26 protein-coding genes are annotated in these 25263 nt (G+C 65.6%); 11 read left to right on the top strand and 15 right to left on the bottom strand.

Annotated features, from left to right (window positions below):
* The first annotated feature begins 4 nt into the window (after nt 1-4).
* Genes G6P88_RS09350 through G6P88_RS09340 form a run of 3 tightly spaced genes read left to right on the top strand, consistent with a single transcriptional unit; the run spans nt 5 to nt 3458 of the window.
* Nucleotides 5-979 carry a thiamine pyrophosphate-dependent dehydrogenase E1 component subunit alpha gene (locus G6P88_RS09350; protein ID WP_165322908.1) on the top strand — a complete coding sequence of 325 codons (975 nt, stop codon included), beginning with the start codon at nt 5-7 and terminating at the stop codon, nt 977-979.
* 14 nt (nt 980-993) lie between these two features.
* Entirely contained in the window at nt 994-2001 is a 1008-nt protein-coding gene (locus G6P88_RS09345; protein ID WP_165322907.1) for an alpha-ketoacid dehydrogenase subunit beta, read from the top strand.
* Nucleotides 2002-2012: 11 nt separating this feature from the next.
* Nucleotides 2013-3458, top strand: a complete 1446-nt coding sequence (locus G6P88_RS09340) for a dihydrolipoamide acetyltransferase family protein (RefSeq protein ID WP_165322906.1) — start codon at nt 2013-2015, stop codon at nt 3456-3458.
* A gap of 108 nt (nt 3459-3566) precedes the next feature.
* On the opposite strand, the gene G6P88_RS09335 is transcribed toward G6P88_RS09340, so the two are convergent.
* The 4 genes from G6P88_RS09335 to G6P88_RS09320 are packed head-to-tail and all read right to left on the bottom strand — an operon-like array spanning nt 3567 to nt 6371.
* Nucleotides 3567-4148 carry a nuclear transport factor 2 family protein gene (locus G6P88_RS09335; RefSeq protein WP_165322905.1) on the bottom strand — a complete coding sequence of 194 codons (582 nt, stop codon included), beginning with the start codon at nt 4146-4148 and terminating at the stop codon, nt 3567-3569.
* A complete protein-coding gene (locus tag G6P88_RS09330) occupies nt 4148-4444 on the bottom strand; it encodes a putative quinol monooxygenase (protein WP_165322904.1) in 297 nt (98 codons plus the stop codon). The genes G6P88_RS09335 and G6P88_RS09330 overlap by 1 nt, the downstream gene beginning before the upstream one ends.
* Nucleotides 4441-6078 carry a class I adenylate-forming enzyme family protein gene (locus G6P88_RS09325; RefSeq protein ID WP_165322903.1) on the bottom strand — a complete coding sequence of 546 codons (1638 nt, stop codon included), beginning with the start codon at nt 6076-6078 and terminating at the stop codon, nt 4441-4443. Before G6P88_RS09325 ends, G6P88_RS09330 begins: the two co-directional genes overlap by 4 nt.
* Nucleotides 6075-6371, bottom strand: coding sequence for a putative quinol monooxygenase (locus tag G6P88_RS09320; RefSeq protein WP_165322902.1), 297 nt, complete (start codon nt 6369-6371; stop codon nt 6075-6077). The genes G6P88_RS09325 and G6P88_RS09320 overlap by 4 nt, the downstream gene beginning before the upstream one ends.
* A gap of 254 nt (nt 6372-6625) precedes the next feature.
* Here G6P88_RS09320 and G6P88_RS09315 point away from each other — a divergent pair, with 254 nt between their 5' ends.
* Entirely contained in the window at nt 6626-9112 is a 2487-nt protein-coding gene (locus G6P88_RS09315) for a TonB-dependent receptor (RefSeq protein WP_165322901.1), read from the top strand.
* A 66-nt stretch (nt 9113-9178) separates the two neighbouring features.
* Here the strand turns inward: G6P88_RS09315 and G6P88_RS09310 are convergent, their stop codons facing one another.
* A complete protein-coding gene (locus tag G6P88_RS09310; RefSeq protein WP_165322900.1) occupies nt 9179-9739 on the bottom strand; it encodes a carboxymuconolactone decarboxylase family protein in 561 nt (186 codons plus the stop codon).
* A gap of 61 nt (nt 9740-9800) precedes the next feature.
* A complete protein-coding gene (locus G6P88_RS09305) occupies nt 9801-10334 on the bottom strand; it encodes a VOC family protein (RefSeq protein ID WP_165322899.1) in 534 nt (177 codons plus the stop codon).
* 105 nt (nt 10335-10439) lie between these two features.
* Here G6P88_RS09305 and G6P88_RS09300 point away from each other — a divergent pair, with 105 nt between their 5' ends.
* Nucleotides 10440-11795 carry an aromatic ring-hydroxylating oxygenase subunit alpha gene (locus G6P88_RS09300; protein ID WP_165322898.1) on the top strand — a complete coding sequence of 452 codons (1356 nt, stop codon included), beginning with the start codon at nt 10440-10442 and terminating at the stop codon, nt 11793-11795.
* Entirely contained in the window at nt 11792-13138 is a 1347-nt protein-coding gene (locus G6P88_RS09295; protein WP_165322897.1) for an aromatic ring-hydroxylating oxygenase subunit alpha, read from the top strand. Before G6P88_RS09300 ends, G6P88_RS09295 begins: the two co-directional genes overlap by 4 nt.
* Before the next feature lie 885 nt (nt 13139-14023).
* Here the strand turns inward: G6P88_RS09295 and G6P88_RS09290 are convergent.
* The 4 genes from G6P88_RS09290 to ispG form a co-directional block, all read right to left on the bottom strand.
* On the bottom strand, nt 14024-14305 hold the full coding sequence (locus tag G6P88_RS09290; RefSeq protein ID WP_165322896.1) for a hypothetical protein: 282 nt from the start codon (nt 14303-14305) through the stop codon (nt 14024-14026).
* A 135-nt stretch (nt 14306-14440) separates the two neighbouring features.
* Complete coding sequence (locus tag G6P88_RS09285; protein ID WP_165322895.1) at nt 14441-14935, bottom strand: GNAT family N-acetyltransferase; 495 nt, start codon at nt 14933-14935, stop codon at nt 14441-14443.
* Nucleotides 14932-15816, bottom strand: a complete 885-nt coding sequence (locus G6P88_RS09280; protein WP_165322894.1) for a DMT family transporter — start codon at nt 15814-15816, stop codon at nt 14932-14934. Before G6P88_RS09280 ends, G6P88_RS09285 begins: the two co-directional genes overlap by 4 nt.
* 74 nt (nt 15817-15890) lie before the next feature.
* A complete protein-coding gene (ispG, locus tag G6P88_RS09275) occupies nt 15891-17015 on the bottom strand; it encodes a flavodoxin-dependent (E)-4-hydroxy-3-methylbut-2-enyl-diphosphate synthase (RefSeq protein WP_165322893.1) in 1125 nt (374 codons plus the stop codon).
* A gap of 203 nt (nt 17016-17218) precedes the next feature.
* Here ispG and G6P88_RS09270 point away from each other — a divergent pair, with 203 nt between their 5' ends.
* Entirely contained in the window at nt 17219-18178 is a 960-nt protein-coding gene (locus tag G6P88_RS09270) for an isoaspartyl peptidase/L-asparaginase family protein (RefSeq protein ID WP_165322892.1), read from the top strand.
* Complete coding sequence (locus tag G6P88_RS09265) at nt 18175-19017, top strand: S1/P1 nuclease (protein ID WP_165322891.1); 843 nt, start codon at nt 18175-18177, stop codon at nt 19015-19017. Before G6P88_RS09270 ends, G6P88_RS09265 begins: the two co-directional genes overlap by 4 nt.
* 24 nt (nt 19018-19041) lie before the next feature.
* Here G6P88_RS09265 and G6P88_RS09260 read toward each other — a convergent pair whose 3' ends face one another.
* Both G6P88_RS09260 and G6P88_RS09255 read right to left on the bottom strand, forming a co-directional pair.
* Nucleotides 19042-19227, bottom strand: coding sequence for a hypothetical protein (locus G6P88_RS09260; RefSeq protein WP_165322890.1), 186 nt, complete (start codon nt 19225-19227; stop codon nt 19042-19044).
* Nucleotides 19228-19302: 75 nt separating this feature from the next.
* Complete coding sequence (locus G6P88_RS09255; RefSeq protein ID WP_165322889.1) at nt 19303-19824, bottom strand: hypothetical protein; 522 nt, start codon at nt 19822-19824, stop codon at nt 19303-19305.
* Nucleotides 19825-20019: 195 nt separating this feature from the next.
* On the opposite strand from G6P88_RS09255, the gene G6P88_RS09250 reads away from it, so the two are divergent.
* Nucleotides 20020-20436, top strand: a complete 417-nt coding sequence (locus G6P88_RS09250) for a flagellar basal body rod protein FlgC (RefSeq protein WP_165322888.1) — start codon at nt 20020-20022, stop codon at nt 20434-20436.
* 4 nt (nt 20437-20440) lie between these two features.
* Here the strand turns inward: G6P88_RS09250 and G6P88_RS09245 are convergent, their stop codons facing one another.
* Nucleotides 20441-20755 carry a hypothetical protein gene (locus G6P88_RS09245; protein WP_165322887.1) on the bottom strand — a complete coding sequence of 105 codons (315 nt, stop codon included), beginning with the start codon at nt 20753-20755 and terminating at the stop codon, nt 20441-20443.
* Nucleotides 20756-20939: 184 nt separating this feature from the next.
* Between G6P88_RS09245 and G6P88_RS09240 the strand changes: the two genes are divergently transcribed.
* On the top strand, nt 20940-22700 hold the full coding sequence (locus tag G6P88_RS09240; RefSeq protein ID WP_165322886.1) for an FAD/NAD(P)-binding protein: 1761 nt from the start codon (nt 20940-20942) through the stop codon (nt 22698-22700).
* On the opposite strand, the gene G6P88_RS09235 is transcribed toward G6P88_RS09240, so the two are convergent.
* Together G6P88_RS09235 and G6P88_RS09230 are read right to left on the bottom strand one after the other, a co-directional pair.
* A complete protein-coding gene (locus G6P88_RS09235; protein WP_165322885.1) occupies nt 22697-23689 on the bottom strand; it encodes a helix-turn-helix transcriptional regulator in 993 nt (330 codons plus the stop codon). The two genes, G6P88_RS09240 and G6P88_RS09235, sit on opposite strands and share 4 nt — an antisense overlap.
* Before the next feature lie 24 nt (nt 23690-23713).
* Nucleotides 23714-23998, bottom strand: a complete 285-nt coding sequence (locus tag G6P88_RS09230; protein ID WP_165322884.1) for a chorismate mutase — start codon at nt 23996-23998, stop codon at nt 23714-23716.
* A 164-nt stretch (nt 23999-24162) separates the two neighbouring features.
* On the opposite strand from G6P88_RS09230, the gene G6P88_RS09225 reads away from it, so the two are divergent.
* Nucleotides 24163-25176 carry a polyprenyl synthetase family protein gene (locus G6P88_RS09225; RefSeq protein ID WP_206335909.1) on the top strand — a complete coding sequence of 338 codons (1014 nt, stop codon included), beginning with the start codon at nt 24163-24165 and terminating at the stop codon, nt 25174-25176.
* Nucleotides 25177-25263: the final 87 nt, after the last annotated feature.

Here is a 25263-nt window from a genome sequence, read left to right as displayed (position 1 = left end):
CAGGATGCAACTGAGCCGCGACGAGCTTCTCGGCGCCTATCGGCGCATGGCGACCATCCGCCAGTTCGAGGAAAGGCTGCACGACGAGATCAAGACCGGTGAGATCGCCGGCTTCACCCATCTCTATGCGGGGCAGGAAGCCGTCGCCGTCGGCGTCTGCGACCATCTGACCGTCGAGGACATGATCGTGTCGACCCATCGCGGCCATGGTCATTGCATCGCCAAGGGCTGCGATGTGCCGGGCATGATGCAGGAGATCTTCGGCAAGGCCGGCGGTCTCTGCAAGGGGCGTGGCGGATCGATGCACATCGCCGATCTGTCGGTCGGCATGCTGGGGGCCAACGGTATCGTCGGTGGCGGTGCGCCGCAGGCGGTCGGCGCGGCGCTCGCGGCGAAGCTCGACGGCAAGGGCCGTGTGGCGATCGCTTTCTCGGGCGACGGCGCCTGCAACCAGGGGACGACCTTCGAAGCGATGAACATGGCGGTGGTGACCAAGGCCCCGGCGATCTTCGTGTTCGAGAATAATCATTATTCCGAACATACCGGCGACGCCTACGCCGTCGGCACGTCCAAGGACATCGCCAGCCGCGCGGAGGCCTTCGGCATGCGGGCCTGGCGGGCCAATGGCTGCGACTATTTCGACACCTATGAGACGATGCGCGAGCTGCTCGACTATGTCCGCGCCGGCAACGGGCCGGCGGCGATCGAGCTCGATACCGAGCGCTTCTACGGCCATTTCGAGGGTGATCCGCAACGCTATCGCGGCAAGGGCGAGGTCGACCGCCTCCGCGACGAGCGCGACTGCCTCAAAGCCTTCCGTGCGCGCGTGGGCGCGGCGAAGCTGCTCGACGCGGCCGAGCTCGACGCGATCGACGCCGAAGTGGCGGCGCTGATCGACGCATCGGTGACCGAGGCGCGTGCCGCCCCGGCCCCCGACCCGGCGACCGTCGCCGAAGACGTCTATGTCGACTATTATTGAGAGGGGCTGCTGACATGGCGATCATGACCATCCGCGATGCCATCTTGCAGACCCTGCATGCGGAAATGGAGCGCGACCCGAACATCATGCTGCTGGGCGAGGACGTCGTCGGCGGCAACGGCACCGCTGGCGGTCCGGAAGCGATCGGCGGCATCTGGGGCACCTCGGGCGGGCTCTATGCGAAGTTCGGCCCCGACCGGGTGATCGACACGCCGATTTCCGAAAGCGCGATCGTCGGCGCGGCGGCGGGCGCGGCGCTCGCCGGCAAGCGACCGGTTGCCGAGTTGATGTTCGCCGATTTCGTCGGCGTCAGCCTCGACCAGATCTGGAACCAGATTGCCAAGTTCCGCTATATGTTCGGCGGCAAGACCAAGTGCCCCGCCGTCATCCGCCTGATCTATGGCGCCGGCATGAACACGGCCGCCCAGCACAGCCAGTCGGTCTATGCAATGCTGACCGCCATGCCCGGCCTGAAGGTCGTGCTGCCCGCAACACCGGCCGATGCCAAGGGTCTGCTGACCGAGGCGCTGCGGGGCGACGACCCGGTCATGTTCTTCGAACATAAGGCGATGTACGGCGTGAAGGGCGAGGTGCCCGAGGGCGACTATCGCCAGCGCTTTGGCGAGGCGCGGATGGTCCGCGAGGGTGGGGACGTGACCATCGTCGCCTGCGGCCGCATGGTGAACTTCTCCGAGAAAGCCGCCGACAAGCTCGCTGCCGACGGCATCGGCTGCGATCTGATCGATCTGCGCACGACGAGCCCGCTCGACGAGGAGGCCATTCTCGACTCGGTCGAGGCCACCGGTCGGCTCGTGGTCGTCGACGAAAGCCCGCCGCGGTGCAGCCTGGCAGCCGATATCTGCGCGCTGGTCGCGACCAAGGGCTTCACCAGCCTCAAGGCCCCGCCGGAGCTGGTCACAGGCCCGCACAGCCCTATCCCCTTCGCACGCGAACTCGAACGGGCCTGGGTGCCGTCTCCCCAGAAGATCGAGGCTGCGGTCCGCCGCGTCCTCGCGCGCTGAGGAAAGACGCGATGGCCAAGCTCAAGCCGTTCACCATGCCCAAATGGGGCATCGAGATGAGCGAAGGCACGCTTGCCGAATGGCAGGTCGCCGAGAACCAGCCCTTCGCCAAGGGCACGGTGCTGACCCTCATCGAGACCGACAAGATCACCAATGAGGTCGAGGCCGAGGCCGAAGGTCGTTTCGTGCGCCTGATCGCCGAGCCCGGCCAGACCTATCCGGTCGGCGCGCTGCTTGCGGTGCTGTCGGACGGCGGCGAGGCGACGGCCGCCGAGATCGACGCAGTCGTCGCATCCTTCAAGGCCGTCGACGCAGGCTTCGCGCCGGACGGCGATGAGGGGCCTGCGCCGGCTGCAGCCGCGCCGGTCGCCGATGCGCTCCCCGCTCAGGTCGCCATCCCCGATGGCATGGCCATCAGTCCGGTTGCGCGTGAAAAGGCGCTGGCGGGCGGTCTCGACGTCGCCGCGCTGACGGGGTCCGGACGCGGTGGCCGTATCACTGCGCAGGACGTCGACGAGGCTCTCCGCCCCGCGGTTGCCCCGTCGCTCGTTGGCGTGCTGCCGCCGACGCCGGCCTCGCCGGTCTTCGCGACCCCGATGGCCCGACGCATCGCGGCGATCAATGCGGTCGATCTCGCTACGGTCGCCGGCTCGGGCCCGCGCGGCCGGGTGCGCAAGGTGGATGTGCTGGCTGCCGTTCCGGCTCAGGCTCCAGCGCCCGTCGCGCAGACTGTGCCTGCCGCCCCTGCGCCGGCTGCTGCGGCACCTGTAGCTCCACCGCCGGCAGCTCCTGGCTCGGTCGATGTCGTGCCGATGACGTCGATGCGGCGAACGATCGCGCGGCGTCTGACCGAGGCGAAGCAGCAGATCCCGCATTTCTATGTCCGTCGCCGCGTGCGCGCCGATCGTCTGCTCGCCTTGCGGGCGGCGGTTCAAGGGCAGCGGCCCAGCGTCAACGACTATCTGATCCGCGCCTGCGCGCTGGCGCTGATGGAGGTGCCGCAGGTCAATATCCAGGTCCATGGCCAGGACATCCACCGCTTCGGTTCGGCCGATATCGCCGTGGCGGTCGCGACCGAGCGCGGGTTGGTCACGCCGATCGTCCAGGGGGCCGACGAACTGTCGGTCGAGCAGATTTCCGAACGCATGGCCGGGCTCGCCCAGCGCGCGCGCAGCGGCAAGCTCAAGGCCGAAGAGTTCAGCGGCGGCAGCTTCTCGCTATCCAATCTCGGCGGATTCGGGGTCGAGCAGTTCGACGCGATCATCAACCCGCCACAGGGGGCGATCCTCGCCGTCGGTACCGCGCGGCCCGAACCGATCGACGATCACGGGGCGATCCGGATCGTGCCAGTGCTGCACCTGTCGCTGTCGTGCGATCACCGCGCTATCGACGGTGCCGATGGCGGTCGCTTCATGGCCGCGCTCGCTCACCTGATCGAGACTCCCACTCTCCTCTGAGGAGGAGAGCCGGGACGTCCTGGCCACCCCTTTGCAGGCCTGGCCGCCCCGGCTTCCGAGCCGCGCGGGACGGCGGCTAGCTCTTAGGACTATTATGTGGGGCGGGTGTCAAAGGCCGCCCTTACCGAACACCAGATCGCCAGCTCCGCGCTCGCCGCGCGGTTCGAGCGTGGCGAACATGCCCTGGGTCAGGATCTCGCCCGATGGCTTGTTGTCGTTCCAGTCCATCACGACCTGGCGATGGAAGATCCGCCATTCGCCGTCTCGCCGCTCGAAGCGGTCGAGATAGCGCCCGCCGAAATAGAAATGATGATGCTCGGCATCGAGACCATGGCCCTCGAACATCGCCATGTAGCGCGAGCCGAAAATCTCGTCGGCCTTCTCGGCCCGGACCTTGTGATAGGCGAACAGGTAGGTCTCGGTGAAAGCGCTGTCGCCGTCGATCTCCATATGCACGTTCATCAGGCCGTGCATCGTGACCTCGAACCAGTTCTGGATTTCGCGCACGATGAACTCGGCGAACTCGGCGGCATTGCCGTTGAACACGCCGTGATTGTCGATCCCGTCGGGCCAGTAGACGGTCTTCATCGCCTCGACGTCGGAGCGGTCGAGCGCCCGCGAATAGCGGGTCAGGATCGCATAGATGTCGCGCCGGGCGATCAGGTCGTCGAGATCGGCCGCGCTCGGCATCAGCTCAGCGACCGGTAGAAAGCGATCTTCATCTCCCCTTCGACGCAATCGAGGATCGGCGGCACCAGCCGGTCGTGGAAGTCGATGTGCATATGATGGTCGAAGGCGGCATCGTCGCGGAAGGTGGCGACGACCTGGAACAGGTCCGGATCCTCCTCGGACTGAAACAGCTCGTAGACCAATGCGTCGGGTTCGTTCTGGAACACCAGACCCTTCAGCTCGCACTGGAGCGCGATCAGATCGGCGCCGCGGCCCGGTTTGGCACGCAGTTCGGCGATGAAACTCTTCCCGCTCATGCGGCCTCTCCCAGTCCCAGTTCCTCGACCAGCTGCGTGCGCAGCTTGAACTTCTGAATCTTCGACGTCGACATCGGCCATTCGTCGATGAAGCGGACATGGCGGGGAATCTTGAACCCGGCCAGTTTGCCGCGGCAATGGGCGATCAGTTCGGCCTCGGAGGTCTGGCCGCCGTCGACCAGTTCGATGAAGGCGGCGGGCACCTCGACATAGCGCGCGTCGGGCAGGCCCACGACCTGCGCCAGCTTCACCGCCGGATGCGACTGGAGCATCGCCTCGATCTCGGCGGCTGCGACATTCTCGCCGCCGACCTTGAGCATGTCCTTGGTGCGGCCGTGGAACATGATGTGCCCACTCTCGTCGAACGAGCCGATGTCGCCGGTGAAGAACCAGCCGTCGCGGATGACCTCGGCGGTCTTGTCGGGCGCCTTGTAATAGCCTTTCAGCATGTTCGGCCCGCGCGCAACGATCTCGCCGCGCTCGCCGAGCCCGCAATCTTGGCCGGTTTCGGGATCGACGATCCGGACTTCCCACTCGTCGAGCGGCACGCCCAGGCGCCCTGTCCGCAGTTCGAAAGGATCGTCGATGCGGCTGGTGCAGATCGTCCCCGCGCCCTCGGTCAGGCCATAGGTGCCGACCTGGATGGTGTGCGGCATCGCCTTGGTCATCGCTTCCTTGATCCAGGCGGGCTGGACGGCGAAGTTGGAGTTCATCAGGCGCAGCTTCGACAGGTCGGTCGTCGCGAAGGTCGGGTGGGTGATCAGGTCCTGCATGATCGTGACGAAGCTCGGATAGGCGACCGTCGCCCCCTCGCGGCCGAGCATCGCCAACGCGGTTTCGGCATCGAAATGCGGCACCGTCAGATAGGCGCCGCCGGCATCGAGGACCATCGTCAGCGGCAGGATGCCGGCGATGTGGAAGATCGGCAGCGGCGACCAGACCTTGTCCTCGGACGTGATGCGATAGCGCTTGCCGAGATTGCGGCTGTTGCCGACGATCGCGCGGTGGCTGATCAGCGCGCCCTTGGGATTGGCGGTGGTGCCCGATGTGTAGAGGACCAGCGCAATCTGCTCGGGATCGACCGCGTCGATCCGTGCATCGACGCTGGCATCATCGATTGCAGCGCCCCTGGACAGGGCTTCGTCGGCCGACAGCATGAAGGGCTGGCAGGGCGGGTCGAGGCAGATGATCGCGCGCAGCAGTGGCGCGTCGTCGAGCGCGAGCGCCTTCGGGTCGGCGTCGCACAGGGCGGGGAAGGCGGTCTTCAGCCGTTCGGAGAAATTGAGCTGGTCGGTAACCGCACCCGTCGTGACGAGCGCGACCAGATCGGCGTCGCGCACCAGGAAGGCCAGCTCATGCGCCTGGTAGCGCGCATTGACCGGCACAGCGACCGCGCCGATCATCGTCGCGCCGAACATGACCTCGACGAATTCGGGACGCGTGGTCAGCAATATGCCGATATTCTGGCCGGGCTCGACCCCCATCGCGAGCAGCGCCTTCGCCCAGCGGCGGGCCGAAGCATAGAGATCGGCGTGGGTGAGACGGCGGCCTGGAAAAACCAGCGCGTCGGAGGCGCCATGTGCCGCCGCACTTGCGCGCAGCATCTTGCCATAGCTGTAAATGGCGTCGCTCATCGCGCGGGCTCCAGGTCATAGAGCATCTCGCGCTCATAGCTTCCGTCCATGCAGCCGATCATCTGTTCGATCAGCGGCTTGCCATGATCGGTTTCCATATGCGCCTTGTCCGCCGCCTCGTCGACGAAGCTCTCATAGACCGCGAACATGCCGGGCTCGCCGAGACGGAAGAATTTGAACGCCAGCGTCCCGGGCTCGCGATCGACGAGCGATTCCATCTGTCTGGCAAGCGAAACGAATTGTTCTTCGCGTTCCGGTTTGATCCGGAAACGCGACAAGAAGCTGTAAGCCATCGGCGACCCTCTCCCGCCATGAGGCGCGCTAGCGCCGTGTGAGCGCATAGAAAACAATCATGCATGCTTTTTCAAGGGGTCATTTTTCGCGAGGTGCATTTTTGTTGCGTCGCGGCAAACCCTGATATCTTCGCGTCCTGAGGCAAAAATAAAACATACATGACTGATTGCTTTTTTGTTTCGCCGCGCTAATCTCCGCCCTGTTCTGAACGCTCCCGGCCAGCAAGAGTCGGGTTCAGGAGAGGAGGTTTGGGGTGATCAAGCATCGTTGGTATGGTGGTTCTGCATGTGCGGCATTGATGGCTGCGCTCGTTGCGGGGCCCGCGCTCGCACAAACGGCGGCGGAAGCGCCGCAGGCATCTGAGGTCGTCGATCAGGGCGGGCTTCAGGAAATCGTCGTCACGGCAACCCGCCGCAGCACGAATCTTCAGTCGACCGCGATCGCCATCTCGGCGGTCGACGAATCGCTGATCCGGCAGTCGAGCCCGCGCAATATCGGCGATCTCGCGGCCTTCGTCCCGAACTTCTCGGCGGCCACCATTACGGGCTTCAACGCGGCGTCCTTCTCGATCCGCGGCGTCGGCCAGAACAACATCATCGTCTATTTCGAGCCGCCCGTGGCCGTGCTGGTCGACGACTTCGTCGTGCCCTCGGTCCAGACCCAGCTGCTCGACACGTTCGACGTGGCGCAGGTCGAAGTGCTGCGCGGTCCGCAGGGTACGCTGTTCGGCAAAAACACGACCGGTGGTGCCGTCGTCGTCAAGACCAAGCGGCCCGAACTGGGCGTCACCAGCGTCGAGGGTCGCCTTCAGGCGGGGTCCTTCGGCACGGTCATTCCGCAGGCGGCCGTCAATATCGGCTTCGGCGAGACGCTCGCCTTCCGCGGTGTCATCGGTTACACCAAGTCCGACGGCTATTATAAGGCTGGCGGCTGCTTCGGCCCGGTCACGCCTTTCGCAACCGGTGAGATCGCGACGAAGTTCGCCGGCCGCAGCGGCTGCGGCGACGGGCGCCCGCTCGGTGGCCAGGAGGCCTGGAACGGCCGTGCGAAGCTGCTGTGGGAGCCGGGTGATTCTTTCAGCGCCTTGCTGCAATATGAAATGCTGCGGGATCGCTCGGACAGCGTTCCGGCGGTCAACTTCACACCGGCGTCGAATGCCTTCCTGTTCCATTCGCTGGGCCTGGGTTCGACGCCGAACCGCAACAGCGACCCGCTCGACAATGCCGCGATCAGCAACCGTCAGGGCGGCCTGGTCAAGATGCGGAACGGTCAGATCGTCAATGTCGACGGCGTCTATCTCAACATGGACTACAAGACCGACATCGGTACCCTGACCTCGGTCAGCGGCTATCGTTCGCAGCGGTCGCGCCTGCCCAACACCTATATGGGCACTGCACCGGTCGCCGCCGACGGCACGATCCTGTCGCTGTTCGACGCGCAGCGCGACGACAATCGCAAGACCTATCAGCAGGAACTGCGCTTCGCCTCGTCGTTCGAAGGTCCGTTCAACTTCGTTGCCGGCGGCTTCTACCAGAAGGACAACACCACCTTCTGCGTCGCCCAGCTGCTCGGCTTCCTCGATCTGGCGAGCGGTGGTCTGCCTTTCGGCAACTGGAACGACAACCCGTACATCCTCTGCAATGCGCAGCGTTCGCGGTCGAAGGCGGCCTTCTTTGAAGGCACTTTCAAGATCACGCCTACCCTGACCCTGACCGGCGGCGCGCGCTACACCTGGGAAAAGAAGACCTGGTTCGGTCGTCAGCAGGTGTTTGCGCAGCAGCTTACCGGCGGCTTCGATCCGTCGATCGCGCTCGGCAGCGCGCTCGATGCGAACGTGTTCGACTATCCGGCCGGCGTCATCCAGGTCCGCGACAGCGTCAAGGAACCGACCTGGCGCATCAGCCTCGGCTGGCAGGCTACCCGCGACATCTTCGCCTATGCGACCTATTCGCGGGGCTTCAAGGCGGGCGGCTTCAACGACCAGATCGGCAGCTTCCATCCGTTCGTGAACGCCGATGGCAGCGACAACAACGCCGCCTTCGCCGCCGCCGCCTCGGCGACCAAGCCCGAAAAGGCCGACAGCTATGAAGCGGGCGTGAAGACCGAGCTGTTCGACCGGATGCTGCGCTTCAACCTGACCGGCTTCTACGTCGAGTATAACGATCTGCAGAAGCAGATCGTCGTGCCGCTGACGGTTGGTGGGCAGCAGTTCCAGGTCACCCGCTTCTTCAACGCCGCCAAGGCGACGGTGAAGGGTCTCGAACTGGAAACCACGCTGGTCCCGACCCGTGGGCTGACGCTGCGCGGCCTGCTCGGTTATCAGGACGGCAAGTACGACAGCTACACCACGCCGATCCCTGCCGGCTATGACCTCTCCACAGCGCCGCTCGACCGTCTGCCCAAGTGGCAGTGGACGCTCGACGCGACCTATGAGGTGCCGGTCGGCGACTATAAGCTGCAGTTCAACGGCAGCGCCAACTATGTCGCCCGCAACCTGTTCACCCAGTCGATCACCAGCCCGGCGGAGAATACCTACCTCAACGCCCGGACGCTGCTGAACGCCTCGGTGACCGTGGCCCAGGCGGACGACAAATATTATCTCCGTCTGATCGGCCGGAACCTGTCCGACAAGCGCTACATCACTGCCGCGCAGGTGGTGGGTGGCCTGTGGTCGAACGGCCAATATGGCGCACCGCGCTATTATGGCCTGGAGCTCGGCTTCAAGCTCGGCAACAACTGATCCTGAAATGAAGGCGCCCGCGCGATGGTTGGTCCATCGCGCGGGCGCTTTTTTTGTGGGTGACGTTCAGGCTGCGGCGGACGTCGGCAGGCACACCGTGTCGAGGCCGAGGGCATGGGTGAAACGACCCATCGCCATCCACATGCCGATCGCCAGCGTCAGGTCGGCGATCTCGGCATCGTCGAACGCGGCGCGCATCTTCGCCCAGAATTCCTCGTCATAGCCGAGCTCGTTGGGCGAGAAGGCCATGCGCTCGGCCAGATCTACCGCCAGTCGCTCGCGATCGTTGAGCAGTGGGCTCGTCTTCCAGTCGTCGATCGCATCGTAAAAGGCCTCGTCCGGCCGCTCGCCACCGCGTGCCACGAGCGATGTCGTGGGATCCCCACCCACAGCGTCGAGATAGCCGTCTAGATGGTCGGCAGCGCGAAAGCCCTTGCAGACAAGGCAGCCATTGATCTGCGCGATCCGATAGCGGGCGGCTTCTGCCAGCCGCAGCGGCAGGCGCACCGACTGATAGACCGACTTGACGAATTCTCCGGCGGCGCGGCCTATGACCGGCGAATGGCGGGTCAGGGCATAGCCGAGCGGATCGGCCATGGCATGATCGGGGATATGGATGTTCGGCATCTGTCTCTCTCCTTCTCCTGGTCGTCTTGATTTTACGCCATCTCCGGCTCCTGCCGGACGATCAAAGTTCCACAACCGGCGTCTTGCCGTCCCATTCGCGCGATGCTGCGCGGATGGCGGCGAAATAGTCGTGCATCTCCGGCTTGGCCTCGATGATCTCGACCATCGTGCCCGGCCACAATGCGTCTGTATCGAGATAGGCGAAGCGCGAGATCGGCAGCACGCCCTCCATCGCCACCGTGATCCCGGTCTTGCGCGCCGCGGCGAGCTGCGCGTCATAATCGTCGGCGAAGGTGCCGAGGTGGTGCACGCCCGCACGCCCCGCCGCGAGAAACTCGCGATAGGGAGAGGGGGCGCTGCCCGGCTGTATCAGCTCGATCATGCTGTCGCCGCTATAGGCGATGGCGACCGCGGCGAAGATGTCCTCGTCGGCGGGAACGCGCTTGCCGCGCACTTCGAGCCACTCGGCCGCAAGCGGGACCGGGAAGCGCACGAAGGGGCCGACGCCCATGGTTCCCGTCCAATGCGCGACCGCCGCGTCCACGTCTTCCACCACATAGGCGATCTGAAACACCGGACCGAACAGTCGACTCATCGCATCTCTCCCTAACGGGCAGTCGCTTTGCCCTTGCAAAACAATCATGCATGTTTTTTTATGACTGTCGAATCCGGTTTGCCCGGGCGCCAAGGAGAGAGGGCGATGAACTACGACTTCCGCTTGTGGAACATCCATGTGGGCGCGCCGCACCCCTTTTACGAACATCGCTATATCGACAACGGCACCGGGCGCCCTTCGCCCGCCCGTTATCATGACGCCGCCTTCGCCGAAGAAGAGTGGGAAAAAGTCTTCGCGAAGAGCTGGCTGATCGCCTGCCCGCTGTCCGACATCCCCGAGGAGGGCGATTTCGCCCGCTTCGACATCGGCCGCGAGAGCTTCATCATCGTGCGCGGCGAGAATGATCAGGTCCACGCGCATTATAATGTCTGCCCGCATCGCGGCAGCCAGCTGGTGCTCGACGATCTCGGCAGCCTCTCGCGCTTCACCTGCCCCTTCCACAGCTGGCAGTTCGACCTCGACGGCACCAACATCGCGGTGACCGATCCCGAGACCTTCCGGCCCGAGGTGCTGTGCCACGATCACAATCTATCGTCGGTCCGCTGCGAGGTCGCGATCGGCCTCGTCTTCATCTCGATGGACCCCGACATCCAGCCGCTGAAGGAGTGGCTCGCCCCGATCCTGCCTCAGCTCGATCTCTACGAGATCGACAAGATGCATGTGATCCAGCATCGCCGCTCCGACTGGGGCGCCAACTGGAAGGGCGGCGTCGACGCTTTCGCCGAGATCTATCATCTTCACGCGGTCCATCCGCAGACCCAGTGCCTGATGGACGACCGCACCCAGATCGACCTCTATCCGGGCGGTCTCAGCCGGCAGTTCGTTCCCTTCGCCCAGCCGAGCCCGCGCTTCGCCGATCAGGAAAGCGTCAATCCGGGCATCGCGCTCATGCTGCGCGACGCGGGGATCGATCCGGCCGATTACAAGGGCACTGCCAAGGAAACCCGTGCCGCCGTGCAGGCCGCCAAGCGCAAGCGCGCGGCGGATTTCGGGCTCGATTATGACCGCTTCAGCGATTCCCAGCTGAGCGATTCCACCGTCTACAGCCTGTTCCCGAACGCACAGATCGGCTGCCATCCCGAGGCGGTGTTCGTCCACCGCTTCCTGCCGCACGCGACCGATCCCAACCAGTTCACCTATGACACGATGATCCTCTACCGCCATGTCGACGCGCCGGGCTATGCGCCCCCGGCCTGGATGGGGCTGAGCGAGGAGATCGACACCACCGGTGCCACCCGGCCCGACATCGTCCACACCGGCCTCGGCGAACCGCCGGGGCTGGGCGAGGTGCTCGACCAGGACTCGGACCTGTTGCCGATCGTGCAGAAGGGCGCGCGCTCGCGCGGTTTCCGCGGGCCGCTGTGGAGCGAGCAGGAAGGGCGCCTGCGGCACTTCCATGCCGAGCTCGACCGGCGCATGGGCGCGGGCGATCCCGCATGAACTATGACAGCAGGGCGTGGGCGGTCCATCGCGGATCGACCCATGCGTTCGATCGCCCCGCCCCGCATGTCGACAATGGCGCGGTCCGGCCCGACCCCGAGCGCTATGTCTCGCGGGCCTTCGCAGCGGAAGAGTGGGAGAAGGTCTTCACAAAGGCCTGGCTGCTCGCCGGCCCGTCCAGCGACGTCCGCGAAGCGGGCGACTGGATGAAGTACGACATCGGGCCGGAAAGCTTCATCGTCGTGCGCAAGCCCGACGGCGGGCTGGCCGCGCATTACAATGTCTGCCCGCATCGCGGCAGCCAGCTCGTCCAGGGCGATGTCGGTTGTCAGGACGACTTCACCTGCCCGTTCCACAGCTGGAAGTTCGGGCTCGACGGTCGCAACCTCGCCGTCACCGACCCGGAAACCTTCCGGCCGGAGGTGCTGTGCCACGGCACCGACCTGTCCTCGCTCCACGTCGCCGAGGCGGCGGGGCTGGTGTTCGTCTCGATGGCCGATGCGCCGCCGCCGCTCGCCGACTATCTCGGCCCGATTCTGCCGATGCTCGAGACCTACCGGATCGACGAGATGCACGTCGTCCAGCATCGTCGCTCGGACTGGGCGGCCAACTGGAAGGGCGGGATCGACGCGTTCTATGAGAGCTACCATCTCCATGCGATCCACCCCCAGACGATGGGCATTCTCGACGATCGCACCCATATCGATCTCTATCCGGGCGGGATGAGCCGGCAGTTCGTGCCCTTCGGTCAGCCCAATTCGCATTTCCCCGACCAGGAGGGGATCAACCCCGGCATCGCCGCCATGCTGAGCGACGCGGGAATCGAGCCCGACAGTTTCGAGGGTTCGGCGCGCGACAGCCGCTCCGCCATCGCCGCCGCCAAGCGCGAGCGGGCGACGCGGCTGGGTCTCGACTATGACCGCTTCAGCGATGCACAGCTGACCGACAGCACCATCTTCGGCATCTTTCCCAATGCCCAGATCGGCTGCCACCCGGAGGCCGTCTTCCTCCACCGCTTCAAGCCCGACGCCGACGATCCGGAGCGCTTCACCTATGAGACGGTGATCCTCTACCGGCATGTCGACGTGCCCGGCTATGGCGCGCCCTTGTGGATGGGCCTCGGCTCCGACGTCGACCTGACCGGCGCCACCCGCCCCGACGTCGTCCACACCGCCCTCGGCGAACCGCCCGGCATGGGCGAGGTGCTCGACCAGGATTCCGACCTCCTCCCGATCGTCCAGAAAGGTGCCCGCTCGCGCGGCTTCCGGGGACCGCTCTGGGGCGAGCAGGAAGCGCGGTTGCGGCATTTCCATGTCGAGCTGGACCGCTGGATGGGGCGGTAGGGGAGCGTCCCGCGTAGGGACTATTGTGCAGTTAGGCTTACTCCGTGCGAAGCCAAAAGATAGGTGAGTGGAGCGTCACCGTAATTCGCACGCGACGTGCGGTCTGGCCCATTCGAACAAAATGTGCTTGGCTAACGGCGGCATATTGTAGCAGGATGTGCGAAGCACGGAGCGGATGACGAACGCCGTAACCCTTATGGAAGGGGCTACGTTATCCTTCCCGATAGCGTCATCCGCTCCGTGCCTCTTGTCTCAGTGTGAGCCGAGACCGTGAGAGCGAGACATATCTCGCGCTCCACCTTGTAAAACGTGGACCCAGCAAAAAGCTGCATCTACCGTCTTACGGGCTCTATTGTGTCTCATCTGAATCCGGACGCAAGAGTCAAAATGACATTAACGAGACTCGTTTCGTCGCCTGCACAGAGCGATCTTCCGCCCTCTTGACGCGCAAAAGCGGCGATTCGCCAGAAATTCGCACCACAATCAACGGAACAAAATAAGAACAAAAGAATCTGTGGGTAAAACTATATCTGGATCACGATAACACTCCTCAATTGCCCCGACTTCGGCCCGCGCTTGCCTTGAGGGTAGCCGGGGCACTAAAGAGCAACAGGGACACTATACTAAATTCGATGCCAAACTGAACTCCGCCAGCGGCTTCAGATCATATGACATTGATTAACGATAGCGTTCAGTTGTCTATGCTCCGATGCTGCAGTCCGGTAAGAAGAGGGTCGCAGACGAAAGATAGTTGTTTGGAGTGTCGCTATAATCAAAAAGGCATCACGAGCACTTCCTGAGCGTGTGATGGTGCGAGGATGATTAAACCATCCGAGAGCATATTAGCTTCCAAGGTGGTGTTCGCTATGGCGGCTCGGTTGTCCATTATTCCCGCCCGTAGAAAGCGTTCTCTTCGAGGACGCAGGCGCGCGCCACATCTCCGTTCAACATCTCGTCCGATATAAGGGGATCATTCTGGCGGATGCGATAGGCGTTTCGGTTGAGACATTCTCGGCGATCCCATTGAGGCGGCTCATATCGAGCCGTGCTCCCCTTCAGGGGTTCTATGACGCCCATCCAGCGTCCAATCTTCACAACGATCGCCACGGCAATGAGTGCGAAAAAGGCGATGCCGATGATAGCCGAATAGTCGCGCTTCTCGCTCACTGGACGGTGGCCTCCCCATCGATCTTCTCGTTCCGGCTGATCTCTCTCACGATCGCGGTCCATACTCGACCGCATCAATTGCGATGGATACCCCCGGGATTCCGGTGACACTCCTCTTTACTACCCTGCCTCGGCTCACCCCCGCTTCCCCAACGCCGCCAGCGCCGCGCCGTCGACCCGCCACGGTTCCCAATCCTGCATGTGGCGCGCGCCGAGCTTGCGGTAGAGGCCTTTCGCCAGTTCGTTCCAGTCGAGCACCGACCAGTCGATCCGGGCGCAGTCGTTCTCTCGGGCAGCGTCGCCCAGCGCCTCGAACAGCAGGCGCGCGATGCCGCCGCCGCGGGCCTGCGGGTCGACATAGAGGTCTTCGAGATAGATGCCGTGGCGGCCGGTCCAGGTCGAGAAGTTGAAGAACCAGACGGCGATGCCGACGACTGCGCCGTCGCGTTCGGCGACATGGGCGAAGACACGGGGGTTCTCGCCGAACAGCTTGTCGGCCAGACCTTCCGGGGTCGCCTCGACCGCGTCGGGTTCCTTTTCATAGGTGGCGAGGTCGCGGATCAGGCGGAGGATGTCATGCTCGTCGCCGGGCCGGGCACGACGGATGGTGACGGGTGAGGCGGTGGTCATGGAACGACGTCCCTTTCGAGATTGGGCGCGCGGGCGGCGATCATGCAGCCGGCGACGATCAGGGCAGCGCCGGCCAATGTCGGCAGGCCGACCTTCTCGTCGAAGAAGATGAAGCCCCACAAAGTCGCCCAGATGAAGGCGGTAAACTCGACCGGCGCCAGATAGCTGGCCTCGGCGCGGGCATAGGCCCAGCCGAGCAGCCCCAGCGACAGGGTCGCCAGCAGCGCGGCGAGCAGCAGCATCGGCCAGTGCTCTACCGGCGGCAGCTCCGCCAGCCAGGGCATGGCGACCGCCAGGCTGAGCGCCACGATCACGCTCTGGAAGAAGGCGACCTCATAGGGATCGGCGACCTGCGCCTGCCGCCGCATCAGGATGATGTTATAGGCATAGCAGACCGCCGACAGCATCACCGCGATCGCGCCGAGAAAGGCTTCCGGCCCCATCTTCGCGCTGCTCTGCCCCCACAGGATGATCAGCACCCCGCCAAAGCCGAGCAGCGAGCCGAGCAGCGCGCCGCGCTTCATCTTCTCCTTCAGCAGCAGCACGGCGAGGCCCTGCGCGATCAGCGGGGCGATGAAGGTCAGCGCGACGGCCTGCGCCATCGGCGTGCGGGCAAGGCCCCAGAAGAACAGCACCGCCATGACGGCGGACACGACGCCGCGCTCGATGTGCAGGCGCATCGCGTGGCGCGAGGGGCGGGCAGGACGCGACCAGAGCCAGGGAAGGCCGCTGAACCCGATGCCTGCAAAGCTGCGCCACAGCAAAGTATTGTAGGTGCCGAGGATCAGCGTCAGCGCCTTCACCACGGCATCCATGGCAGAGAAGACGGCGATGCCGAGGCAGCCGACGCCGAAGGCCACCACCACCGGATATTGCTTCATCTGCGCCTTCGTCCCCAATCTGCACTGGCCGGTCGGCCGTGCAGTCCCCCATCGTCAACCGTGCATTGCCGGCGTCACTCGGCCGCTTCGGCCTGCGCGGCTTCGGCAGCCTCGATCTCGGCGGCCTTGGCCTCGACCAGACGGACGATATGTTCGACCATGTCGGCATCCTGCACCGTATGGTCGGTGACCCCCGACAGATAGACCATATGCTTGCCCGCGCCGCCCCCGGTCAGGCCGATATCGGTCTCGCGCGCCTCGCCGGGGCCATTGACGACGCAGCCCAGCACCGACAGCGACAGCGGCACGCGGATATGCTGGAGCCGCTCCTCCAATGTCTGGACGGTGCGGATCACGTCGAAGCCCTGACGCGCGCAGCTGGGGCAGGACACGACGCGGACGCCGCGGTTGCGGATGCCCAGCGCTTTCAGAATCTCAAAGCCGACGCGGACCTCTTCCTCGGGCTCGGCCGACAGCGAGACGCGGATCGTGTCGCCGATCCCGGCCCAGAGCAGATTGCCGATGCCGATCGCCGATTTGACGGTGCCGCCGATCAGGCCGCCCGCTTCGGTGATGCCCAGGTGGAGCGGGCAGTCGACCGCCTCGGCCAGGCCCATATAGGCGGACACCGCCAGGAAGACGTCGGACGCCTTCACCGCCACCTTATATTCGTGGAAATCGTGGTCCTGCAGCAGCTTGATATGGTCGAGCGCGCTTTCGACCAGCGCCTCGGGGCAGGGCTCACCATATTTCTCCAGCAGGTCCTTTTCGAGGCTGCCGGCGTTCACGCCGATGCGGATCGAGCAGCCATTGGCCTTGGCGGCGCGGACGACCTCGGCGACGCGGTCGGCCGAGCCGATATTTCCGGGGTTGATGCGCAGGCAGGCGGCGCCGGCATCGGCGGCTTCGAGCGCGCGCTTATAATGGAAATGGATGTCGGCGACGATCGGCACCTTCGCCGCGCGGACGATCTCGCGCAGTGCGGCGGTCGAGGGCTCGTCGGGGCAGGAGACGCGGATGATGTCGGCGCCCGCATCCTCGCAGCGGCGGATCTGGTCGATCGTGGCGCGCGCATCCTCGGTCGGCGTGTTGGTCATGGTCTGCACGGTCACGGGGGCGTCGCCGCCGACCGGAACCTTGCCGACCATGATCTGCCGCGACTTGCGCCGCTCGATGTTACGCCAGGGACGAAGGGACATGGGATTCCGCTCTTTGAAAATCGATGCCGCCCGTATAGGCTCAAACGCCTGATGAGAACAGCCGTCATGCCGGTTCGCCCCGGCTTTTCCGGAGGAGCGCCAAGCGCGGTTCCGCCGGTGTCCTGCGTCACGTGGGAAGGCGCCGTTCCCCCTGCAATGTCGGGCCCTGCCGCGCGCGGAAGCCCCATAGTCCGGATGATCCCGTGTCTCAAGATCGCACTATCTCTTCCTATTGGAGCGCCCCGGCCGACGGCTGGACGCTCGTCATCCATGGCGGCGCGGGCCAGCTCCGCCAGCTGAACCTCAGCAAGGAGCAGGAGGACCATGCCCGCGTCGTTCTCGCCGCCGCGCTCGATTCCGGCGCGAAGATCCTCGCCGCGGGCGGCAGCGCCGTCGACGCCGTAGAGGCGGCGGTGCGCGTGCTGGAGGACGATCCCTATTTCAACGCGGGCCGGGGCGCCGTCTTCAGCGCCGACGGCATCAACGAGCTCGACGCCGCGATCATGGATGGTGCCACCCGCGATGCCGGCGCGGTCAGCGCGGTGACCAAGGCGCGCAACCCGGTGACTCTCGCCCGCGCGGTCATGGAGCAGAGCCCGCACGTCATGCTCACCGCCGGTGGTGCCGACCGCTTCGGTGCCGAACATGGCATCGAACAGGTCGCCCCCGCCTGGTTCCACACCGACGAGCGCTGGCGCCAATATGAAGAGCTTCGCAGGGGCGGCACCTTCGACGCCGACCTGAAATATGGCACTGTCGGCGCGGTCGCACGCGACGCGCAGGGCCATGTCGCGGCGGCGACCTCGACCGGTGGGCTGACCGGCAAGCGCTGGAACCGCATCGGCGATTCGCCGGTGATCGGCGCGGGTACCTGGGCCGAGGATGCGGGCGCGGCCACCTCCTGCACCGGATCGGGCGAGCATTTTATCCGGGTCGGCGCGGCGCACGAACTGTCGGCGCGGGTTCGCCTCGGCGGGTCAGGTCTCGACGAGGCGGCGGGCGCGGTGATCGGCGAGATCGGTGCCTTCGGTGGCGTCGGCGGATTGATCAGCGTCGACGCGCAGGGGCGCGGCGGCTGGTGCTTCAACAGCCAGGGCATGTATCGCGGCATGGCGCGCGCCGATGAGCCGCACCGCGTCGAGCTTTATGGCATCGGCCAATGAACCGCGTCCTGCTGATGCTGGCGGCGCTGCTCGGCGCCGCGACCCCGGCCCATGCCTGGTGGGAATATGGGCATGAGACCGTCGCGACCATCGCCATGGCTTCGGTCAAGCCGCAGACGCGCGCGCGGATCGAGCGGCTGCTGGCGCGCAGCGACCTGCTCGAGACCCCGACCTGCCCGGCGCGCACGATCGAGCAGGCTTCGGTCTGGGCCGACTGCGTCAAAAATCTGAAGGACCGCTACAGCTACGCCTATAATTGGCACTATCAGAATATCGACGTCTGCCGGCCGTTCGACCTCAAGGCGAACTGCCCCGACGGCAATTGTGTCGCGCGGCAGATCGAGCGCGACGTCCGCCTGCTCGCCGACCGCAGCCAGCCTACCCGCGTGCGCGTCGAGGCACTGGTCTTCCTGGTCCATTTCATGGGCGACCTGCACCAGCCGCTCCATGCGGGCGACCGGCATGATCGCGGGGGCAATGATATGAAGGCCGATTACGGCTTTCGCCCGAACAGCAATTTGCACAGCATCTGGGACGGGTTGCTCGCCGACCGCGCGATTTCGACCCCACCGGGCGGGCCGATAGGCATCCTTTCGACGGTGCCCGTTGCAGATCGGCCGGCCGAAGCGGCTGGGACGGTCGAGGACTGGAGCCGCGAGAGCTGGCGGGTCGCGCATGACGCCTATGCGGCGCTGCTCGGCGACGCCTGCGCGCCGATCCCGGTGACCCGACCGGTGCTCGACAATGACAGGATCGTCACCCTGATCCCGGTGCTGCGGCATCAGGTCGCGCGCGGCGGCCTGCGCCTTGCGCGCCTGCTCGACGAAAGCCTCGGCTGAGCCTTGCGGCCGGTCAGCCCGGTATCATTCGTGCGGGCGCATGCCCCAGTTGAGCTTGTCCACCACCTCGCCCAGCGGCTCGGTGACGGTCACGCTGCGCCCTTCGCCGAAGCGGATGCGCGTGCCCTCGGTGACTTGCGAGATGAAGGTGACCTGCGAGGCGTTGACGGCGGTTTCGACGCGGTCGGCGCCGACGAACATCACGAGCATGTATCCTCTCCATCGTTATGGGAATGGGAGGATAGAGCGGGTTTGCCCGCCGTCAAAGGGCTTTGCGCAAGCCGCTTATTTTAGCGCCGTCTTGCACTTGCGGGTCTGGTGAACGCCGCGCAGGAAGCCGCGCCGTGCTATGCCGGCGTCGATCGCGCGGTCAAGCCGACGCTGCGCCGGGGCGGCGCCGGTCACTTCGCGGACGAGGCCCCGGAATGGGATGATCGAGTTGACGATCGTCTTGCCGCCGGCTTCGGCCAGCTTGCCGGCGCGGTTTTCCTTGGGTTTGTCGCCGGCCTTGAAGTCGGGTCCGATTACGTCGGTCAACTGCGCGAAGGCTTTGGAAATGTCGCGGCAGGTCTTGATACCGGTGAGGCTGTAGGGCGCCTCGGCGGCGGTCTGCAGCGCGGGCGGAATATTGGTCTTGGCCACGCCGACGTCGCGCGCGGGCTGCGACGCGATCCTGCCTGCGCCCCGCCCGACTTCCTCGACGCGGTTCGGCTGTTTCTCGGCCTCGTTCTGCTCCTGCCGCGCCCCGGCCATCGCCGGCAGCGCGAGCAGCGCAATAAGGGTAGCGCCCGTCAGAATCCTGTTCATGCCCCTGGTCCCATGACATCCTGCCCTGCGGCAGCGGATATTGCATTTTCGCGACTAGGGTAATGGGCTGCCGGCCAATTGGTTCCGCCCGCGCATCATTTGCCCGCGAAAGGCACTTAGCGCGTCCTTAACCGGGTCGATGAAGCCTTTGTTGGCCGGCGCGGGTCGATGAGGGCTGCGAACCGGAGCATTGTCATGGATAGTTTCAACATCGCGCGATCGGGCATGCAGTTCGGCCAGGCGATCGTCACCGCCGCCGCGTCGAACGTGGCCAATGCGCGCACCCTTGGCACGCTGCCCAGCAACACCCCGGCGACCGCCGCCGCCACCGCGGCAGCGGTGCCCGCCGTCTATCAGCCGATCCGCGCGGTCGGCCGCACCCAGCCGGGCGGCGGCGTGGCGGTGCGCTTCGAGGAAGAACCCGGCTATCGCGCCGAGTACGACCCGGAAAACCCGTTCGCCGATGCCGATGGGATGGTCGCTGCGCCCGTCGTCGATCTGGCCGACGAGACCATCGACCGCATGGTCGGGGTCCAGCTCTACACCGCCAGCGCCGCCGCGCTTCGGACCGCGGGCAAAATGGCCGACGCGACGCTCGACCTGCTCGCCTGACCGGTCAGGCGGCGATCGACCGCCCGCCGTCCCAGCCGCTGCGCATCGTCACCCTGGGGATGCAGTAGCGAAACAGGCGCGGGCCGGTGCAGCTGCGGAAGAAGGCGACGCTATGCTCGCTCAGCTCGATGCGCTCGTCCGCCGCCAGCGGGATCGTCTCCCCGTGCAGTTCGCGCACCAGCAGCGCATCCTCGTCCATGCGCCCATGCAGCGCCCGCAGCGCGTGCACGTCCACATGCCGCTGATCCGTCGCGCGCAGGCAGCCGTCGATGTCGACTATATAGCGACCGATAGGCTGATGTTCGAAGCCGATGCTCATGTCCTTCGTCCTTCTCAAGTTCGACGAAGACCGATGTAGGACATGGAGGTGACAGAAACGGTCGCCCCTTCTGAGTGTTTAATAGGTATCCGGAGGGGGCTATCGAAGGCCATCCGTTTGGTCCTGCCTTCGGAACTCCCTCGTTTCCCTCGCGTTACATAATCTACGTCGAAAGCAGCTTTCGATGACGAGGATCCACCCCATCATCACGTGTCCACCCCATGCGCCGGGCGAACGCATCGCCATCATCGGGGCGGGGGCGACCGGCACCTATACGCTCGAGGCGCTGACGCGTGCGGGAGTCGCACGGGAGATCGTTGTTTTCGAGAGCAGCGACGTCTGTGGCCCGGGTCTCGCATATTCCGCGCAGCTGAACGACCCGCATGCGCTGTCCAACATCGGGGGGATCGAAATCCCGCCGGTGGTGGACCCGCTCAACGTCTGGGCCGTGCGCCAGCCTCGAAGCAGACTCCAGGCCTGGGGCATCGCCGACGATGCCGGCAATGAGCGCGCTTTCTTTCCGCGCGTCGTGCTCGGGGCCTGGCTTGCCGACCAGTTTGCGCTTGCCGCGGAACGCAGCTCGGTTCCCGTTTCGGCCCATGTCGGTGCAGACGTGTTCGATGTCGTGGCCTTGCCTCACGGCTGCCGGATCGACTGGCGAGGCAGCGATGGGTCGGTCTTTCAGGATGAGTTCGATCGGGTGATCGTGGCATCGGGCTATGGTCCGATCACGCCGGAAGACAGCGGCGCCGTGGAGCGTACCGGAAAGGCAGCGTCCGGCGCGGCACAGGACAAGGCGTCGCCGCATATCGGCGTGCTGGGCTCGTCGCTTTCGGGTATCGATGCCGTTATTGCCATTGCGATGAAGCGCGGCTCGTTCGAGGAGCGCAAAGGGCGGCTGGTCTATGTGCCGGAAACGCCATGGCGTGCGACGCTGCTCAGCCGGAATGGGCTGTTGCCCGAAGCCGATTTCTGGTTTCCGCACCCCTTGCCCGAACTCGAGCATCTCACCCCCGAAGCAGCCGCCGCAAGCGTGCGCGGCGAGGATGGCGACTTGGATCGGTTGTTCGCGCTGTTCGCGCGCGCTCTGGAGGCCTCCGATCCGAAATGGGCGAAAGCCATCGGCCTTGCGGATGCCACAGCGGATGATTTCGCCGAGCGCTATTTCGCAGCCCGTCGGGCGCGCGGTGCGTGGGCGCATGCGCGTGCCAATCTGGCGGATGTCAGGGCATGGCATTCCGATCACCGGACGCCATCGTGGCGTATAGCCATTCTCAGGGCGCATGAAGTCTTCGCGCAGGTGATACCGTCGCTGTCGCCGGCGGATCTGGTCCGCCTGCACCGCGGACTCAAACGCATATTCACCGATAATTACGCGGCCGTTCCCCATCTTTCGATCAAACGCATGCTCGCCCTGCACGAGGCGGGCGTCGCGGATCTGGTCGCACTGGGCGATGACTATGATATCGCGCCCGGCTCCGATCTCGGCTGGCGGGTGCGCTCGCCGAACTGGACCGGTCGGGTGGACGCGTTGATCGATGCGCGTGGTCCGCAGGCGGCGGCGCTCAACCATTTCCCCTTTCCCACGCTGCGCCTGCAACTCTGTGCCAGCGCGCTTGCCGAGGGGGAGGATTGGAAAAGCGGCCTCAACCCCGCCGGGGATCTTACTTGCGGCAGCGACGGAGATGTCGCCCTCAAGCGCGTGCATCTGTGCGCTCTGCCGTTCCTGCTGCGCAACCGGCCGTTCGTGCAGGGGCTGGTCGAATGCGCGGAGATGGCGCGGGCCGTCGCCGAGTCCATCCTCGCGGAGCAAGCCGAAGCCGGCGGGTCGATCTCGACCGAGGATTTGCTGGAGATGCTGGACAAGCCGGCCATTGCTCTGGCCGACGGCGCCCTGTTGCCGATCGCCGCTATCGGCGAACAGCTTGCCATGGAAATACCCTAAGGCAGCGCTTTGAAATCCGTCCGTCGGAACGGATGCACCATCTCTGCCAGCGCCGGCGGCGCGAGCACCTCGACGGCATCTCCCCAGCTGTAAAGGTGCCAGGCCATCTCCAGATGCCCCGATGCGGCGAAGCGGACTATCAGGGAGCCGTCGGGGAGCGCCTCGCTGGTCTGGCGCGGATGGAAAAGGAAGCGCCGCGCCCGGTCGGCGGCGTGGGGCGCGAACTTCCAGACGGTCTCGCCATATTCGGCGTCATTGTGGAAGGAGCCGAAGGCGCGCTCAGCATAGTCCGCGAGGTGGAAGTCTTCCGGGTAATCGAAGCTCGTGTCGAGCGGGGCGGCCTCGCCGATATCCTCGACCCGGTAATGGCGCAGCCGCCCGTCATCGCGCGCCAGGTCCATGCCGACCAGATAGCGCCGTGCCCCCAGCAGCAGGCCATAGGGCGCTATCGTCCGGACGCTCGGCGCGCTCTCGGCGCGGCTCTGATAGGTGATGCGCAGGTGGAAGGGGCCTTTCAGCGCATGCGAGATGGCGGCGTCGACCTCCGCATCGAGCGTCGGACGCGGGCCGGGGCGGGCGGCATAGCCCATCGCCTCGAGTAGCGCCTCCTCGTCCACCGCGAGCCGGCTGCCCTTGTCGGGGGGCAGCAGGGCGCGGACCTTCTGGCCCAGCGCGCGCAGCCGCCCCGCCTCGGCGGCCATCCCTGCGCGATCGAGTTCGCCGACCGCCGCGCTCATCGCCGCGAGCTCGTCCGCCGTGGGGGAGAGCAGGGGCGCGATCGCCCGCGCGGGCAGGCGCCAATAATGACGGCCATCCTCGCCGATATGGCGCTCGGCGGCGGGAAAGGCTTCTTCGAGGGCGGCCATCATCCGCTGCGCGGTGCGGCGGACGCAGGCGAACTCGGCCTCGACCTCGCTCAGCGAAACGCCGCGCCGCCCGCTGCACATCATCGCCAGCCGGAGCAGGTCGACCGCCTTGGTGAAGGACATGGCCCCGCTCCGCCCGTCGGAGGATCAGCCGGCCGCGCCGGCCTTGCGATGGTGGTGGATCACCTCGTCGATGATGAAGCGCAGGAATTTCTCGGAGAAATCGGGGTCGAGATTGGCGCTTTTGGCCAGCGTGCGCAGCCGTTCGATCTGCACCTGCTCACGGCCGGGATCGGCCGGGGGGAGGCCGGTCTTGGCCTTGTGCTCGCCCACTGCCTTGGTGATCTTGAAGCGCTCGGCGAGCATGAAGATCAGGGCGGCATCGATATTGTCGATGCTCTCGCGATAGCGGTTCAATGTCTCGTCGGCCATGTGGCGCTACGCCCCCCGGATTCTGCTGTTCGCCGCCTATCGAGTATAGCGCATCGCTTTGGCAAGGGGCGAGTTTCGACCGGCCTTCCAAAAGCCCCGGCTGGAGCCGAAACAGGTGGCCTCCGGGCTTGCCTTTCGCGCGCGCGGGTTCCATGGGCAAGCCCATGACTGCGACTGTTACCCCGATCCGCCGCGCCGCCGCTCCGTCGCTGGAGCCGATGATGGCGCTCGTCGCGAACGATATGAACGCGGTTAACGCGGTCATCCTCGAGCGGATGCAGTCCGACGTGCCGCTGATCCCCGAACTGGCGGGGCATCTGATCGCGGGCGGAGGCAAGCGGATGCGCCCGATGCTGACGCTCGCCTGCGCGCGTCTGCTCGACTATGCGGGGCAGCGCCACTTCAAGCTCGCCGCGACGGTCGAGTTCATCCACACCGCGACGCTGCTGCACGACGATGTGGTCGACCAGTCGGGCCTGCGCCGTGGCCGCCGCACCGCCAACATGATCTGGGGCAATGCCGCCTCGGTGCTCGTTGGCGATTTCCTGTTCAGCCGCTCGTTCGAGCTGATGGTCGAGGACGGATCGCTGCGCGTCCTGCGGATCCTGTCCAATGCCTCGGCGGTGATCGCGGAGGGCGAGGTCAATCAGCTGACCGCGCAGCGGCGGATCGAGACGAGCGAGGAACGCTATCTCGAGATCATCACCGCCAAGACCGCAGTGCTGTTCGCCGCCGCCTGCAAGATCGCCGCCGTGGTGGCCGAGCGCGAGCCCGCGGTCGAAGAGGCGCTCGACCAATATGGCCGCTATCTCGGCATCGCCTTCCAGCTGGTCGACGACATCATCGACTATGAATCGGACGGCGCCACCATGGGCAAGGATGCCGGCGACGATTTCCGCGACGGCAAGGTGACGCTGCCCGTCATCCTCGCTTATGCCCGCGCCGAGGGCGACGATCGGGAGTTCCTGCGCGAGGCGATCGAGGGCCTGCGTAACGAGGACGAGGATCTGGTCCGTGCGACGGCTCTTCTGCGCCAGACCGGCGCACTCGCCGACACCGCCGCCCGCGCCCGCCATTATGCGCAGCGCGCGATCGATGCGCTCGCCAGCTTCCCCAATGGCATGGCCAAGGCCGCACTGGTGGAAGCGGCGCAATTCGCGGTAGCGCGCGCCTACTGACCCGCTCTTTCACCCCTCCCTTTCAAGGGAGGGGCAGGGGGTGGGTCGCGAGCGAAGCGAGCGTCTTCGGTCGATTGACTGACGTCG

The organism is Rhizorhabdus phycosphaerae (assembly GCF_011044255.1).
Taxonomy (GTDB): Bacteria; Pseudomonadota; Alphaproteobacteria; order Sphingomonadales; family Sphingomonadaceae; genus Rhizorhabdus; species Rhizorhabdus phycosphaerae.
This window is presented reverse-complemented; position numbering and strand designations above follow the sequence as displayed.